This is a genomic window from Nitrobacter sp. TKz-YC01 (assembly GCF_047824785.1).
In the GTDB taxonomy this organism is placed as follows: Bacteria; Pseudomonadota; Alphaproteobacteria; order Rhizobiales; family Xanthobacteraceae; genus Nitrobacter.
This window is the reverse complement of record NZ_CP181167.1, coordinates 1,139,743-1,154,751: the sequence shown is the minus strand read 5'-3', so window position 1 is coordinate 1,154,751 and position 15,009 is coordinate 1,139,743. Positions and strand designations below refer to the sequence as shown.

The following is a 15,009-nucleotide window of genomic DNA, read 5'->3' as shown; positions in this document are numbered from 1 at the left end:
CCGACTGGTGCTCGCGGCCGGCTGGTTATGCAAGTGGTTCTTCCGCCAAGAGGAGTCACTCGCTTGCCAGGCCGACACGTAACCGATCACCAAATGAGGCTCTACATGAAGCACCGTCAGACCAATAGCCCGTCAGTAGCTGCCGCCAAAGCGTCGTTCAGCACGTCGACCGCGTATCGCTTGGACAAAGATCGCAGGCTCCCATCGCAGAAGAAGGGCGCCCGCAGTCGTCGCCGGCCGGATCCGCTGGCCAGTGTGTTTGAGACCGAGGTTGTGCCGATGTTGAGGGCTGCCCCCCGGCGTGCGGGCCGTCGCGGTCTTCATTGCATCGCTGCCTGCACCGTCACGGCATCAGCCGGCTCCCGGAGGTCGAAGGCGACAAGCCGATCAGGAAGACGTTCAGGAGCTACCCGATCGGCTACTTCCACATCGACATCGCCGAGGTGCAGACGGCTGAGGGCAAGCTGCGCCTGTTCGTGGCCATCGACCGCACTTCGAAGTTCGCCTACGCCGAGCTCCACCAGGAGGCGGGCAAGATGGTCGCGGCTCAGTTCCTGCGCAACCTCATCGCGGCAGTTCCCTATGCCATCCACACAGTGCTGACGGACAACGGCATCCAGTTCACCAACCACGCCCGTCACAAATATGCGTTCCACCACATCTTCGATCGCGTCTGCGATGAGAACGGCATCGAGCACAGGCTCACCAAAATCAACCATCCCTGGACCAACGGTCAGGTGGAACGGATGAACCGCACCATCAAGGACGCCACCGTCAAGCGCTTCCACTACGACAATCATGACCAACTGTGCCGGCACCTTCAGGACTTCATCAATGCATACAACTTCGGCCGAAGGCTGAAGACGCTCAAAGGCCTCACACCCTACGAGTTCATCTGCAAACGATGGACTTCAGAGCCGGATCGATTCATTCTCGATCCAACCCATCAAATGCCGGGACTGAACAGGAAAATAAGGCTCGATCCGGCGCATCTGCGCCTCCGACAGCAGCAAAAGATCACCCATGGCGATGCCTCCCGACATCACCATTGAATCAACCAGTCAGCACTCTCGCAATAGATTTAATGGGTCCTGATCATAGAGTCTGTTATGGACCTGGGTCAATTCGATGAACTGTTTGAGCATAAGGCAAGCGAAAGCGACGGTATGAAGGCCTTCGAGTGTTGTGTGCAGACGTTCGTAGTCCTTGACGAGCCGTCGGCAGCGTGTGGCCCAGGCAAAGGATCGCTCAACCACCCAGCGCCGTGGCAGCAGGACGAAGCCGCGCTTGGCCTGCGGCAGGCGGACGACTTCCAGCACGATTCCGTGAGCCTTTGCGGTGGCGGCGGGCTTTTCTCCGGTATAGCCCTGATCGACGAAGGCCAGTTCGACGCTCTCGCCGGTGGCTTTCTGCACGGCTGCGGCGAGCCTGCCGACCTCGGCGCGATCGTCAGCCGTGGCGGGCGTGACGTGAAGGGCGAGCAGATGCCCGAGCGTATCGACCGCCAGATGCAGCTTGGAGCCCTTCTTGCGTTTGGCTCCGTCATAGCCGGCACGATGACCGCTCTCCGGCGTCGAGCGCAGCGTCCGGCTGTCCAGAATCGCAGCCGAAGGCTCTGCCGGCCGACCGGCCGCCATTCGCAGCAGGGCACGCAGGTCGTGCGCCAGCGCCGCGAAGCAGCCAGCATTCAACCCTCTCGCGCAGCCTGCTGATAAACCGCAGCCCAAGGCGGCAAATCATTCGGCATCGCCCGCCAGGGAATTCCGTTGCGCACCACATAGCGCAGCCCGTTGAACACCTCGCGAAGCGCATGTTCGCGTTGGCCCGCTGTTTCAGGCAACAGCCCAGGTACGGCGCCACAAATGCCCATTCATCATCGGAAACGTCAGAGGGACAGGGTTTGCGAATCATCCCCGCAAACTGAATCCTCCAACTGAACCAGTCCATAACAGACTCTAGTTCACGGAGATCACAGGCTCAGCCATAGCACAGCAGATACACTGTTGCCATCCAGATAGGTAAGTAGTCCCATTACTCCAGCCTTGTCCGAAGAAAGGCACCGTCATCGGATTCCCGCCGCGCACGCCCTGGACGAATGCACAGCTATCGGAAATGTGCTGGCGGTGATGGTGGTGATATGAGGCGGCCCGCGTAGCACGCAGCCCAATTTCGAGTTCCCCTGCTTGAGCCATAACTACCGAGACGGCCGCTATCGCGGTCGCTAGCAAGAGAGTTTGCAGCCAGCCCATCGATCCATCCTCATTTTGATCGCGAGTTCGTTTGCCCATTCTGTATCAAATCTGGCAACGGCGAAAGCCCCGGCGAGACCGGCTCTCCTTCGATTATCTTCATCGCCCGCGTTGGCGTGAACACTCCACCGCCTGAAGGCGGTGGCTTCAGGTTACGGCTGGAAGCCGGATTGATCGCCCCTTTGGGGCGATTGGTCAAACCACCTTGAAGTTGTCATCCGGCTCTTCCGGCTTCTGATCCTCGATATATTTTTTCCAGATCTCGTCGGTCACGTTGCCGCTTGTGGCGGCCCAGTATCCCCGGGACCACAGATGCTGCCCCCAATACCTCTTTCTCAGCGATTGATATTCCGACAGAAGCTTATGTGAACTCTTTCCTTTCAGGTATTGGACCGCTCGCGATACCGACAGGTGCGGAGGTATCGAGAGCAACATATGAACGTGATCCCGGTTGATCGCCCCCGCATGGATCGACATCTCATGACTGCGGGAAATCTCCCGAAGCAGTTCTCTCGCCCGAAGACCAACGTCCCCTACTGTCGATCGCCACCGGCATCCCGAACCACGGATGCCAATGACAAAGCAGTTCTCGGAAAACGGTCTCGTGGGCGTTCTCAAACCTTGCTGTACAAGCACTGTCAGACCCCATTCGAGCCTCGATGGCATAACACCACCGACATTCGCAACCAGGGCCAACAAGGGCCAGAATGCAGCCGGACCTACTTATGCCCGGCAGGAATTGGGGCCACGTCACCAACATTGGCGGCGTATCCCACACAGCGCTTATTACTTTTCACGCCGCCCGTTTTCTTTGGGAGCGGCAATAGGCGATCCACCAACTATTCGCCCGCCTGCGATGATAGCACTGCGCACGTTATCCCACCGATCAACGACTATCCGGTGGCCACCGGCGCCGTGAATATTGTAAGGCCCATACTGAAAAGGCCCTACAAAAAAGACGTTATGAAAATCTATATGAATGTCCCCGCCGGTGTCGGGAAATATATGACAGGCATAATTTCCCGCCCCCCAAAACACCACATTCTCGCAGATTACTGCGCCGGTCCAGTTGTCGGCGACGAACAGTCCTTGAGATCCAATCTGTGGGGGCGTCACATCCGAGGTTCTGTAAGCGCGGATCGTCGTGTTCTTAATATGAAGAGTGCCGATATCGCCAGGCGAGTAACACTGAATGCAGTCTGCATGGTCACTCCCTATTCCGATAGCCTCGAGCCAACAGCCATCGATAGTAAATGTTCCTCCTCCCGCTATCCGCACAACCTCTCGCGATTTTACGCGACAACGTCGCAACGAATTATCCCCGAGACAGATAACAGTACGATCATCTCTGGGCAGGTCAATGCTGGTGCCCGCCAGCGACAAACCCTTCAACAATTTGACCGGAGAACTGCGAATCTCCGCATCAGCGAACATAGGATCGTTGAAACTTAATGGAATACCATCCTCTCTTGCGTCGAGCACTGCTCCGATCTCCTTAGCCTCCCTGGCGGCGCTTGAGCCGAGACCCGAAGCGGCAAAGGCGCCCGCTCCAATCAGGAAACTACGTCGTGCAATGGATGACATTAGTCATGGTCCTCCAATAGGTAGATCGGCCACTCGCGCCCGCCTTTTGTATCCACGAATTCGATGGTCGTATCCTCATTCAGCCCGCACCGCTTGACGCTGTAACGAGTCTCCCGAAGGTTGGGGAGCTTACCTGATCCAAGAAGGGCATGAGGTACTGTGCCTCATCAACGCAAATCGAATTCAATTCGTGGCAGGCTTTTAGCTCAACCATCGGCGTATGATAACGATCGCAAAACCAAAAGCGACAGCTAGAAAAAAACCCAAAAAAAGCTGCTTGTCGTCTTCTGACGAAAACTGGTTCTTTATAAAACTGACCGTACGCTGAAGCTTGCACATAATACGTACTCTCAAGCTAGCTTTATTATAATTCATCTCGGGAAAGCGCGAAACATCTTCGGATATGGATGCCGTCAACTGTCGAAAGTTTCCGGCCCTGCCAAATTGATCTGGCTGTGCAGTCGTCCAGCCCTCGTCTCGTGAGCTCGCTGTGCGGTTTTTATCAATGAGTGCTAGTGAGATAGTCTGCGACCAACTTGACCTTGCCCCTGCGAAGCTCGCCTCAACGTCGCTAAATTGCCCTTGGCAGCCCTCATACTGGCTCCTGCGCACCCATTTCGGCCCAAGGAATCTGCTCGTTTCCACATGAAGTTATGACGGCGAACACAGGTGGAATCCGCGAAACCATACCCAACTCTCGAAGAAATCTAAACCAGAAGTAATTCGATAATGTTCGGCGAACCGGTTGTTCCTGGTATTCGACGCCACGAAAAACATAGAAGATACGATCGCCCACCATACTTGCTCTACGAACGAGCTCCGCTTCGTGTCCAAACGGAGACACTCTTGCGATCCGCAAATGACAGGCTTCGTTTCTTGCTTCTATAATCGGCATGTTCTCGATGCTCTCATCGGTCATGTAAACATCGAACTTCTGACCTTTCAAAAACTTGACGACTGCCCCGTGTGTCTCGCCCAAATTCTCCGGCTGGCGCACGATCTTCCAGGTCATGGTTGGTATCAGCACCAACACAATCGACCACTTAAGAACTGATGACAGAATCATGCCGAATACCTGCGAGGCTGATCGACACAACCAATCCCAACATAACGATGCTTAACAATACCTCTGCCGGGGGACTATGGAGCATCAGATAAAATGAGCCGCTGACACCCATGAGGCTGACGCGAAGTACATTGACGACGAAAACGGAGAAGCATGCCAGCAAGCACCAGAGGATATCCTGGGAACGCCATTTGTGTCGCGCGAACTGGCTAACGGTAGCCCAGCAAAGTAACGCCAGCGATACATTGGCGAGAGAGGAGCAGGACGGAAGGATGGCAAGTGAACCTGAATGATCGACAAATTCGACGAGATTTCCCGTGCGTTCCGTGCCTAGCACCCACCCTACAAAGATAGCATCGATCTCCAATATATACTTGGCAAACAAATTGAAAACGACCCGACTCCAAAACATCGGTATAGTGACAGCCAGAAGAACAATGGCTCCACGACGGAGTGAATCGGCCGGCCACCCAAGAAACAAGATATACAAGCTCAATATCGCCACCGCGAGCCAACTCGTGGCACCGATCGGCAGAGCTATTAAGAGCAAAAGAGCCGGCGACAAAACCAGATCGGCTTTCTGTATTTTTCCGGCACGCTCGCTCAGAACCAGCGAAACGCCCACAAAGCACGCCACCCACACTATGATGCTAACGTCAAAATTACCGATAGCTGCATCGAACCATTCATGAGAGTGGATTGATTTGACTATTCGCGCCGTCAGTCCGTTGGCGCACGCAATAATGTACAGGCTGGCAAACAGTCCACTTCGATCAATACTCTCTGTTTTGATCATGTTTCTGACACTTTTCAGCATCTGACGACTAACTATTTTAGAGGCAAATCATTGATGCGTGATAATCCGTTCAGGTAACGATTCAATGCGGCTTATTGACGAGGATCTTGATGAGCGCCTAAAATGCAATACTCCCGCCTGCGGTCAGAGGCACCACATCCCGCCCGCGCATATTAGACGGCACCCGGGCTTACGTCTTAATTATTTCAAAAGTCATGCTTAAAAACACCATTGAGCGTCGCCAATATATAATCACGAACATTCACATAAACTTAGCTGGATTCCGTCGCGCATTGGAGCGGGAGATCCGCGGCAAAATCAGTTAAATTATTATATTTCTGATTTTGACGCCGGCTATTTTTCAATTATTTTGTGATGCAGTGTCCCTTCAGCCTTGGTCTAAGCGAGACCAAGGCTGGTCAAAGGTAAATCGCATGTTACAAAACATCGAGCCCTCACCGGACCGAACACGGGCGGCACACCGGGACGTCGAGGTCGCTCAACCGCCGAGAGAGAACAATCTTGCGGATACCGTCAGCCTCATCAAAGGCTTGGTCCGACGTCAGTATCCATTAGTGATCGCCACAACTGCCATGGCGCTGGTGCTGGGCGCGCTCTACTTGGTGGTTACTCCTCCGACCTATACGGCACACGCTCGACTGCTGCTGGGAAACGCAAATGTGCCGTTCGTCCAGCAGCTTTCGCTTGGGGCAGAGCGTTCAGTTGATCACACTCTCATCGATACGGAACTTCAGATCCTCAGATCTCGGAACATTATCGCTTCGGCCATACGAGAATCCAAGTTAGCGGATAGCAGCGAACTGCGGGCAAATCCGTCCCTCTTTAAGCGGGTACGACTATGGTTCGGGGGAACATCGGGCGACGACACAGAAGGCCCTCCATTGGAGGACATGATTGAAGCCTTCCAGAAAAGCCTTTCTGCAACACGCATCGATACCAGCAACGTAATCGATATCGGTTTCAGTTGGAGCAGCGCGGCAAAAGCGGCTGAAATTACAAACGCAATCGCGAGCGCCTACATCGCCGACCAACGCGATGCCAGATTCGAATCAAACAAGACCGCGATGCTCTGGCTTCAACAACGTCTGCGCAGTTTGGGAGAGCAGGCGGAAAGCGCGGAGCGCGCAGTCAATGCTTATAAGTCAAAGAACAACATTGTGACGTCGACCGAAGGCAGACCAATTGACGAACAGCAGATCGCGGAGCTGAACAGTCGGCTGGTCGCTGCCAGAGCCCTAACGACAGAGGCCACTGTACGCCTTGACCGATACGAAAGTGTTTTGAGGCACAATCCTGAAGCCGTTGATTCCATTGGGAAAATGGATGCTGCCGGATCCGATCTCCTTGTCAGCCCGATCATTACCTCACTTCGCCAACAGTATCTTGATACGCAGCGACGCGAGAATGATTATTCCGTCAAGTTCGGAAAGGACCATCAGGCGGTCATAAATTTGCGGAACCGTATGCGGGATATCCGCAAATCCATTCAGGATGAAGTGCGTCGTCTCGCGGAGACTACCAGAAACGATCAAGCAACCGCGAAACAACGCCAGGACGAAATCGAAAAACAACTCGCCACAGCGGTAGCTCTTTCTCGATCAACCAATGCTGCGGGAGTAACCCTGCGTGAGCTACAGGCTCAAGCAAAGGAATATCGCAGTCTCTATGATGCATTCCTGCAGCGCTACATGGGATCAACTCAGCAGCAATCCTTTCCGGTCTCCGAAGCGCGCCTGATTTACGCTGCGTCACCACCCACAAAGAGCAAACCAAAGACGCTTGTCGTCTTCGCGCTGAGCCTTTTTGGGGGAGTTGGTCTTGGTTCGGGCCTGGCGTTCCTGAGAGACTTGATGGATCGTGTTTTCCGGACACCAACCCAGTTGGAAGATAGTTTAGATTTGCCGTGCCTTGCTGTGGTTCCGCAACTTCCTCCCGATGGAACGCCAGATTACCAGCCATCCAACGCCTTACAATCGGGGTGGGAACAGGACTACAGGACTTTATCCAAGACCTCTTCACCACACTGGGCGGTGGCGAATATGCCCTTGTCGAGGTTTGCTGAGTCCATGAGATCCATCAAACTCGGGATTGATCTGAGCCGCAACCACTCATCCAATAGAGTCATCGGAGTAACCTCTACACAGCCCGGCGAGGGCAAATCCACGATTGCTGCTTGTTTGGCTCAACTCATCGGTCAAAGCGGACACAGTGTGATCCTGCTCGATTGCGATCTCAGAAACCCGTCCTTATCGAAAGCACTGGCTCCCTATGCAACAATCGGCCTCATAGATGTCCTTTCTGAAGGCCAGCCAATTGAGCGCGCTATATGGACGGACACCGAGACGAATTTAGTTTTCATACCAGCGGTGAAAAATAGCACTTTGCTCCACAGCAGCGAAATGCTTAGCGCCGACCCGATGCACCTCCTGGTCGAAAGGCTTTGCTCGGTCTATGATTACGTTATCATCGATCTTCCGCCGCTCGCCCCCATCGTTGACGCTAGAGCAAGTTCTGCCGTGGTCGACTGTTTTATATATGTCGTCGAGTGGGGCAGAACCAAAATAGACGTTGTGAATCATGCACTTCATACCGCGCCAAACGTTTATGAGAACATCGTGGGCACTGTGCTAAACAAAACCGACATCAAGGAAATGGCCAGCTATAATGGTTCGCGAAGCGACTATTACAGCGAGAGCCATTACGAACATTACGGAGTGAGCGATAGCCCGTCGCGTCGTACCCCATAAAATTGTTGCAAATAGGCAACATCTTCTGAGTTTCGAGCGCCACGGCTTGATCTTCTCCTGCTTTGAATCTCCAAAAATGCAATCTTCTAGCGAATCAAATACTGGGGCGCCCTGAGCCTTACGATGCGAAATTTTGCGCTGACTTCGGTTCTTTTGGCGCTTCTGGTTGGTGGATGCTCGACCGTCCCCGCCAGCGGCCCGCAAGGTATTGACGTCGAAAAACAGTCCGAAGGAGGCGTTCCAGTAAGCATGCCGTACGCCTCGGTGGATCTTAGTCCTTCGATCATAAAGGTCTTGGGAGAATATACCCCGAGACTGTCCAACGCTTTCGCAAATAGATCTCCACCAAAGGCGTTTCGCTTTGGTATCGGAGATATGGTCAGCGTGACGATCTTTGAGGCTGCAGCCGGTGGGCTTTTTACGTCCGAGACCGGAGTTCGCGCGGGTAATTTTGTTACTATTCCCAACCAAGCTGTCGATCAGAACGGAAACATAACCGTGCCATATGCCGGTGCCGTTCGCGCGAAGGGACGTACCCCCCCGGACGTCGGAGCCTCTATCGTCGATCGCCTGAAGGGCCGAGCACTAGAGCCTCAGGTTGTCGTCACCCTGGCACAACAGAACACGTCTCTGGTCAGCGTACTGGGTGATGTACGAACGGCAGGACGATTTCCTGCCAACCCTTCTGGTGAGCGCATCCTGGATTACATCGCGAGGGCTGGCGGTCCGATGAATCAAGGATATGACCTTTGGGTATCATTGGAGCGCAACAACCATCGAGCGAGCGTCCCATTCGGTGCATTGCTTTACGAACCTAGCAACAATATCTATGCGCTGCCGAATGACGCTATTTATCTTTTCACCCAGCCACAGACCTTCCTTACATTCGGGGCAGCAGGGCAGCAGGGCCAGTTCAAATTTGAGGCATGGCGCCTCTCGCTCGCAGAAGCCATTGGCAAGAATCAGGGCTTGAACGATAGTCGCGCCGATCCAAGTTTCGTATTCCTTTATAGAGGAGAAACACGGGAAGTCGCAGCCAGGCTCGGGGTTGATTGTAATCACTTCGAAGGACCGATCATACCTGTAATCTATCACCTCAATTTGCGTGACCCTTCAGGATATTTCCTCGCGCAGAATTTCGAGATGCGGAACAAGGATATTATCTATACGTCCAATGCTTCGATGGTCGAAACGACGAAGTTCTTGGTCTTCCTGCGAACTATTATGGCAACGGCTAACGACCCGATAATCTATGCCACCAACGCCAACATCTTGAAAAACTCACTCAGTGGCACGCCCACCACGATCATAACGACGCCGACGCCGATTCAACGCTAGGTGTTTAGTCCCGCAGTGTGATGGCGTATCGTTATTGCCGTCAGAGAGGGACGGGCCAGGTTCTTCATGGGAGCGCCAAGACCACGCACGCCGTTCGAGCGGAGCTACAGCGATCGCAGGCTTCGTCCGCAGAACTCGCGAGGCGGTTCGGCATCAACGAGAAGACAGTAAGGAAGTGGCGATCGCGGGCGATGGTCGGGGACGAGCCGATGGGGCCGAAGGAGCGGCGCACTTCTTTGTTCTTCCAAGCCCGGCTTGAGTGTTGGCAAGGCGCCATGCGTTGAGGACGACGACCCAGCCTGCGATCTTGTCGGGGGTTGCCGCCACGATCGGGTCTTGGTTATCCATTTTCTTTTCACCCTGCGCGACCTCGATGAGGAGCAACATTCCGCTCATAGCTGCCGCCGTATCGTCATCTGCGTCGAGCAGCGTTTTCCAGGCCGCCGGGCGCAACGCAATGGCCTGCCCGAAGCCTGCAATCCAAAGCTCCCAGAGAACATCGTTATTGCGCGTGTCGACGGAGAACAACGGACTGTAGCCGTCGGGGCACTCCTTCAGTGTGCGTACCACATCATTGTAGTGCTCCATGACGAGGCAGGGAACCCGGTTGGCATATTCCAGATTCTCGAGGGCCGGCTGCTGATCCGTACTATCCTTATGCCACACGACTGTAAGCGTGGCTTTGCGGCCCTTGAGATTGTTCGTACTGGATGATGAGAGCCCGGTTAGAAGAGTCATCTTCAGGACAGGGTGCTCACAATGGACGACCATTTGGACGACATAAGGCGATCGCTGTCGCCACGTATCGAAGTGTATGCCGGCGCAGATCGCAAGCGGTGGCCCGATAATTTAAGGGCGCAGATTGTCGCGGACAGCTTTCAGCCGGGGCGATCGTGACGGATATCGCACGCAGCCATGACTGCCGGCCGCAGCAGGTGCATGCCTGACGACGGATGGCGCGGTTGGACGAGTTGCTTCCCTGGGCATCGGGGCCTACACCCTACATAAACCGGATCCAAGGCTGGCGGCATGAGCCTCAGCACGACCGCGGTCCGGATCAAGGTGACCCTCAAGGACGTCAAGCCGGAGGTGATGCGGCGCCTCGTTGTGCCGTTCACCCTGCGTCTTGATCGGCTGCATCTGACGCTTCAGGCTGCATTTGACTGGACGGATAGTCACCTGTTCGCGTTCACCTCGGGCGACGAACATTGGGGGATCCCTGATCTCTATGATGACTTTGGTCCTCTAACTTCGGGGACGGCTGGGACCACGTCATCAAACTGGAAAAGTGGTTCTACGACACGTCGCTGGATGGTCTGCCGCTCTTGCTCGACACCATCGGCCGCTGTCCTCCAGAAGATGTTGGCGGCGTGCCGGGCTATGCGGAATATCTCGGAAGCCATCGACGACCCGACCCATCCGAAGCATGAAAGTATGCGCATTTGGGGACCAGAGCGCTTCGATCCAAACGTGATCGATCGCAAAGCAACCTCGGACTTTGCTCGTGCGGACATGGTGAGGAAGAGGATGCACCAGCTGACCATCGCGATAAGGGCGAGGAACTTGGCCAGCCACTCGGCGGTCTCAAGCCTCGCGTCTCCCGCGCGACAGCCAGACTTCATTACCTTGTGAAACACCTCCGCTTGCCAGCGCAACACGTACCATTCGAGCTTCTCGATGGCGATGGCGAAATCTCCGACCGGCAGATTGGTCACCAGCTTCCAGTCGATCGGCGGACGGTTCGCCGGCGGATTGATCTTTAAGGGCTTGGATGTAGGTGAGAAGCTGAGGACTGTATCGCTTCTGCTTGCCGACGGGCGGCAGAGTTTGGATGGCGGCGAACTTCACGTGCATGCACACCGTCTCATCCTGTCCGATCGCGACGTAATGGCGCCCCTCCCAAGGCGCGGCCTTAACAAAATGTTGACTTTCCAGTCCCTTTAAATTTAAATATTAAATAAACTGAAAAATACGGAAAGTCGTTTAATTTCGAGTTCTTTAGTTGGTTTTTTCTCCATGAATTTTGTTGGCCGACAGAAAGTTGAGGCTGCGAAAGCCGGAGAAGTAGCGGCCCGTGACTTAAAGCGGATTATCTTAGACAAAGCTCGCAAATGGCCGATCCGCTATGAATGGATAGAGTCAATAGCAATTGGCTTCGATTTGGCGACAATCGTCTCCGCCAGCTATTGCGCAAGCCTTCTCTATCAGTTGAATGAGGGCCTACAGATAGAATTAGAACAACCCTTGGGTTCAGCAACATTAGTAGCTGTTTTGTTCTGTCTCCTGCTAAAATGTCAGGGCCAATACAGACCGACTGAACTGCTTATGTGGCGGCGTCAGATCCGTCTGATTTTTTATGCTTGGGTGAGTGTGTTCTTGCTACTAGCGGGCATAGTATTTGCTTTGAAAATTGGCAGTGAACTTTCGCGTGCAACAAATATTCTGTTTGCGGCGTTTGGCCTTATTGGCTTGATCGCCAACCGAACAATTATCCGAGAATTGCTGAAAAAAGGGCTCGCCGAGCATAAGTTTTCCGGTCGCAAGGTAGCCTTAATTGTTGATTCCATGCAACGGTATAACCCCATTCGCAGAAAGTTATGCAAAGTCGGCCTAAATGTAAGCACCACATTTGCTCTTCCTCCAAGGGACGCTGGTTCAAACTTGCGGCTAAGGCTCGCCAAAGATGTCATAGAGCATATTCGAGGCTCGGATATTGAAGAAGTGATCGTCGCCGCCGATCTGAACCGATTGTCGGAGATGCGAGCATTTGCAAACGAATTGAGATTGCTGCCTTTCCCAATCACGATTGTCCCCACCGGAGCCGCCAAAGAAATTCTGGACAGACCGCGTTGCGATCTCGGCGACATGACCCGCGTGGAATTGCAGCGCGGTCCATTGACCAGCACAGAGCACTTGGCAAAACGCGCCATCGATTTGATCGGAGCAGGCACGGTGTTAGTGCTCTTAGTGCCCCTGCTCGTCATGGTCGCGGTATTGATAAGGTTGGATTCCCCCGGCCCGGTTCTCTTCCGACAGCACCGCCTTGGCTTTAACGGCCGAGGTTTCAGAATTTGCAAGTTCAGAACGATGTCCACTCTTGAAGATGGCTTTTCAGCAGTTCAGGCACGTCCAGTCGACGATCGAATCACTCGGGTCGGCAGATGGCTTCGAAAGACGAGCATCGACGAATTACCTCAACTATTCAACGTCTTGGGTGGCAGCATGTCGCTCGTGGGACCAAGGCCCCACGCTATCGCTCACGACAACCATTTTGATAAGCTTGTCAGAAATTACGCCTTCCGCCAGCGCGTAAAACCGGGACTAACCGGATGGGCGCAGATTCATGGATATCGAGGCCCTACTCCCACAACCGAACATATCGAGCGACGCGTAGATTACGATCTCTGGTACATCGACAATTGGCGACTGGGACTAGATTTCGTGATTCTGATGCAAACCCCCTTGGAGGTTCTACGGGGTAGGAACGCCTATTAGAGTCTTTTTTGGATTGATCTGACTCGTTTGAGGATTCACGGAGGGGTTTTTCTGGGTCAGGGTTTGGCTGTCTTGATTCGGAGGCAGCGATGACACGGGCCTATTCGTCTGATTTGCGCGAGCGGGTGATTGGTGCGGTTGCGGGCGGGCTTTCGGCAACCTCGGCGGCCAAGGTCTTTTCGGTGAGTGCCAGCAGCGCGATCAAATGGGTCCGTCAGTGGCGGCTTGACGGACGAACGGCGCCGAGCGGCCTTCGCGGTCATCGTCACGCGGTTCTTGAGCCGCATGCCGCGTGGCTGCTCGACCTGATCGGGGCACAGTCGGATATCACGCTTGAAGAAGTCCGGGTCCTGCTGCGCGAGCGCGGCATCACGGTCAGCGTGGCAACGGTGTGGAGCTTCTACGACCGGCGCGGCATCAGCTTCAAAAACGTATGGCCCGCCCCGTCTGCAAGAGGATTTTACGGCATTCTGAACAGTCTGCGTCAACGTATACGGTCTCATGAGCAAGCCCATGGCCAAGATGGATATCCGCACGTTCAGAGCCCCATAAGCATGCCGGCAGCGAATGTGCCATTTTTTTGATCGGGATTTCCGAACGCCGTTCGACTGTCAGGCCATCTCTTCGATCCTTCCTGCAAACCCCGTTGGACTGCGCGAACTATGCGCAGCGCTGATCTCGTTAAACCACGGCTACCGGGTAACTGCGTTCAAAGCGCGCTTCCTTGCGCAAGATGGCCCAAGCTATCCGCGCCAGCTTGTTGGCTAAAGCCACCACTACGGCGTTACGGTGTACGCCCCGCTCGATCATTGCCTTCAGCCACCGCCCCAGTGGCGTATCGCTTTGTGACAGCGATGGCAAAGCCGCGCGAGCGCCGTGGATGAGTAGAGTGCGCAAATAAGTGTTGCCACGCTTGGATATCCCGAGCAGCCGAGCCTTACCTCCCGTGCTGGATTGTTTCGGAACCAACCCGAGCCAGGCGCCCAGGTCCCGGGCCTTGGCAAAATTACTTGCATCGCCAACCGCAGCGACCAGGGCCGTTGCGTTGAGCACGCCAACGCCAGGGATCGAAGTCAACCTGCAAGCTGCGGGATCATTGCGTGACAGTTTGACAAATTCGCCATTCAACGCCGCGATTTTCGCGTCGAGTTCTCTCCATTCGGTACGTAAATCGCCAGCTAACTGGCGTATACGCGGTGACAATGTTTGATCGCCATCGACAAGCATGCCATCCACGCCAAGCTCGAATTTCCGCCGGCCGGCCGGGAAGATCTCCCCGCGCTCCAGCAGGATCGCGCGTAGTTGATTGATGAGGTTGGTTCGTTCTGCCACGAGGCGCGAGCGCACACGATGCAGCGTTTGAATATCCAACTGCTCCTGGCTCTTGAGTTCGACGAACCGCATTGTCGGTCGTGAGGCAGCTTCGGCGATTCCTTCAGCATCGCGGTCGTCGTTTTTCTGAGCTTTAATATATGGACGGACGTATTCCGGTGACATCAACCGGATCTTATGACCTTGCGCGACAAACAGGCGGCCCAGGTGATGGGCGCCGCAGCATGCTTCCATCGCAACTACACAGGCCGGAAGTTTCGTCACATATTCGACCAGCGTTTGCCGGCGCATCGTTCGACGAACGACTACAGCACCGGTCGTGTCGACTCCAACAACGCTGCAAGAGTTCTTTCCCAGATCAACCCCGAGGATTGTTATAGA

Annotated in this window: 12 protein-coding genes and 5 pseudogenes; 10 read left to right on the top strand and 7 right to left on the bottom strand. The window is 54.5% G+C overall.

Features of this window, described 5'->3' with window-relative positions:
- Positions 1 to 63: 63 nt before the first annotated feature.
- Both ACMYR2_RS05525 and ACMYR2_RS05520 read left to right on the top strand, forming a co-directional pair.
- A pseudogene (locus ACMYR2_RS05525) lies at positions 64 to 391 on the top strand (IS21 family transposase); the annotation flags it as partial.
- Positions 312 to 1,052, top strand: a pseudogene (locus ACMYR2_RS05520) (IS481 family transposase); the annotation flags it as partial. The pseudogenes ACMYR2_RS05525 and ACMYR2_RS05520, both read left to right, overlap by 80 nt.
- Positions 1,053 to 1,061: 9 nt before the next feature.
- Here ACMYR2_RS05520 and ACMYR2_RS05515 read toward each other — a convergent pair.
- The 5 genes and pseudogenes from ACMYR2_RS05515 to ACMYR2_RS05495 form a co-directional block, all read right to left on the bottom strand.
- Positions 1,062 to 1,911: pseudogene (locus ACMYR2_RS05515) on the bottom strand (IS5 family transposase).
- 533 nt (positions 1,912 to 2,444) lie between these two features.
- Positions 2,445 to 2,726 carry an IS200/IS605 family transposase gene (gene tnpA, locus ACMYR2_RS05510; RefSeq protein WP_416193828.1) on the bottom strand — a complete coding sequence of 94 codons (282 nt, stop codon included), beginning with the start codon at positions 2,724 to 2,726 and terminating at the stop codon, positions 2,445 to 2,447.
- Positions 2,727 to 3,035: 309 nt separating this feature from the next.
- Positions 3,036 to 3,833 (bottom strand): hypothetical protein, encoded by a 798-nt coding sequence (locus tag ACMYR2_RS05505; RefSeq protein WP_416193827.1) that lies wholly within the window; start codon positions 3,831 to 3,833, stop codon positions 3,036 to 3,038.
- Positions 3,834 to 4,425: 592 nt separating this feature from the next.
- Positions 4,426 to 4,845, bottom strand: coding sequence for a hypothetical protein (locus ACMYR2_RS05500; RefSeq protein ID WP_416193826.1), 420 nt, complete (start codon positions 4,843 to 4,845; stop codon positions 4,426 to 4,428).
- 31 nt (positions 4,846 to 4,876) lie between these two features.
- Positions 4,877 to 5,695, bottom strand: a complete 819-nt coding sequence (locus ACMYR2_RS05495) for a hypothetical protein (protein WP_416193825.1) — start codon at positions 5,693 to 5,695, stop codon at positions 4,877 to 4,879.
- Positions 5,696 to 6,129: 434 nt separating this feature from the next.
- Here ACMYR2_RS05495 and ACMYR2_RS05490 point away from each other — a divergent pair, with 434 nt between their 5' ends.
- From ACMYR2_RS05490 to ACMYR2_RS05480, 3 genes and pseudogenes are all read left to right on the top strand, one after another.
- Positions 6,130 to 8,463 carry an AAA family ATPase gene (locus ACMYR2_RS05490; protein WP_416193824.1) on the top strand — a complete coding sequence of 778 codons (2,334 nt, stop codon included), beginning with the start codon at positions 6,130 to 6,132 and terminating at the stop codon, positions 8,461 to 8,463.
- Positions 8,464 to 8,586: 123 nt separating this feature from the next.
- Positions 8,587 to 9,801 (top strand): polysaccharide biosynthesis/export family protein, encoded by a 1,215-nt coding sequence (locus tag ACMYR2_RS05485; protein ID WP_416193823.1) that lies wholly within the window; start codon positions 8,587 to 8,589, stop codon positions 9,799 to 9,801.
- Between the two features lie 20 nt (positions 9,802 to 9,821).
- Positions 9,822 to 10,040 (top strand): annotated as a pseudogene (locus ACMYR2_RS05480) (hypothetical protein); the annotation flags it as partial.
- Here the strand turns inward: ACMYR2_RS05480 and ACMYR2_RS05475 are convergent.
- A complete protein-coding gene (locus ACMYR2_RS05475; protein ID WP_416193822.1) occupies positions 9,955 to 10,539 on the bottom strand; it encodes a UPF0149 family protein in 585 nt (194 codons plus the stop codon). The pseudogene ACMYR2_RS05480 and the gene ACMYR2_RS05475 overlap by 86 nt on opposite strands.
- A gap of 291 nt (positions 10,540 to 10,830) precedes the next feature.
- Here ACMYR2_RS05475 and ACMYR2_RS05470 point away from each other — a divergent pair.
- The 5 genes and pseudogenes from ACMYR2_RS05470 to ACMYR2_RS05450 all read left to right on the top strand — a co-directional run.
- Positions 10,831 to 10,962: pseudogene (locus ACMYR2_RS05470) on the top strand (IS1096 element passenger TnpR family protein); the annotation flags it as partial.
- Positions 10,963 to 11,075: 113 nt separating this feature from the next.
- A complete protein-coding gene (locus ACMYR2_RS05465) occupies positions 11,076 to 11,231 on the top strand; it encodes an IS1096 element passenger TnpR family protein (RefSeq protein WP_416194064.1) in 156 nt (51 codons plus the stop codon).
- A 247-nt stretch (positions 11,232 to 11,478) separates the two neighbouring features.
- Positions 11,479 to 11,745 (top strand): hypothetical protein, encoded by a 267-nt coding sequence (locus ACMYR2_RS05460; protein ID WP_416193821.1) that lies wholly within the window; start codon positions 11,479 to 11,481, stop codon positions 11,743 to 11,745.
- Positions 11,746 to 11,817: 72 nt separating this feature from the next.
- Positions 11,818 to 13,296 carry an undecaprenyl-phosphate glucose phosphotransferase gene (locus ACMYR2_RS05455; RefSeq protein ID WP_416193820.1) on the top strand — a complete coding sequence of 493 codons (1,479 nt, stop codon included), beginning with the start codon at positions 11,818 to 11,820 and terminating at the stop codon, positions 13,294 to 13,296.
- An 89-nt stretch (positions 13,297 to 13,385) separates the two neighbouring features.
- The gene (locus ACMYR2_RS05450) at positions 13,386 to 13,880 is read left to right on the top strand and encodes a helix-turn-helix domain-containing protein (RefSeq protein ID WP_416193819.1); all 495 of its coding nucleotides are present in this window, start codon (positions 13,386 to 13,388) and stop codon (positions 13,878 to 13,880) included.
- A 97-nt stretch (positions 13,881 to 13,977) separates the two neighbouring features.
- Here ACMYR2_RS05450 and ACMYR2_RS05445 read toward each other — a convergent pair whose 3' ends face one another.
- A complete protein-coding gene (locus ACMYR2_RS05445) occupies positions 13,978 to 15,000 on the bottom strand; it encodes an IS110 family transposase (RefSeq protein WP_414648987.1) in 1,023 nt (340 codons plus the stop codon).
- Positions 15,001 to 15,009: the final 9 nt, after the last annotated feature.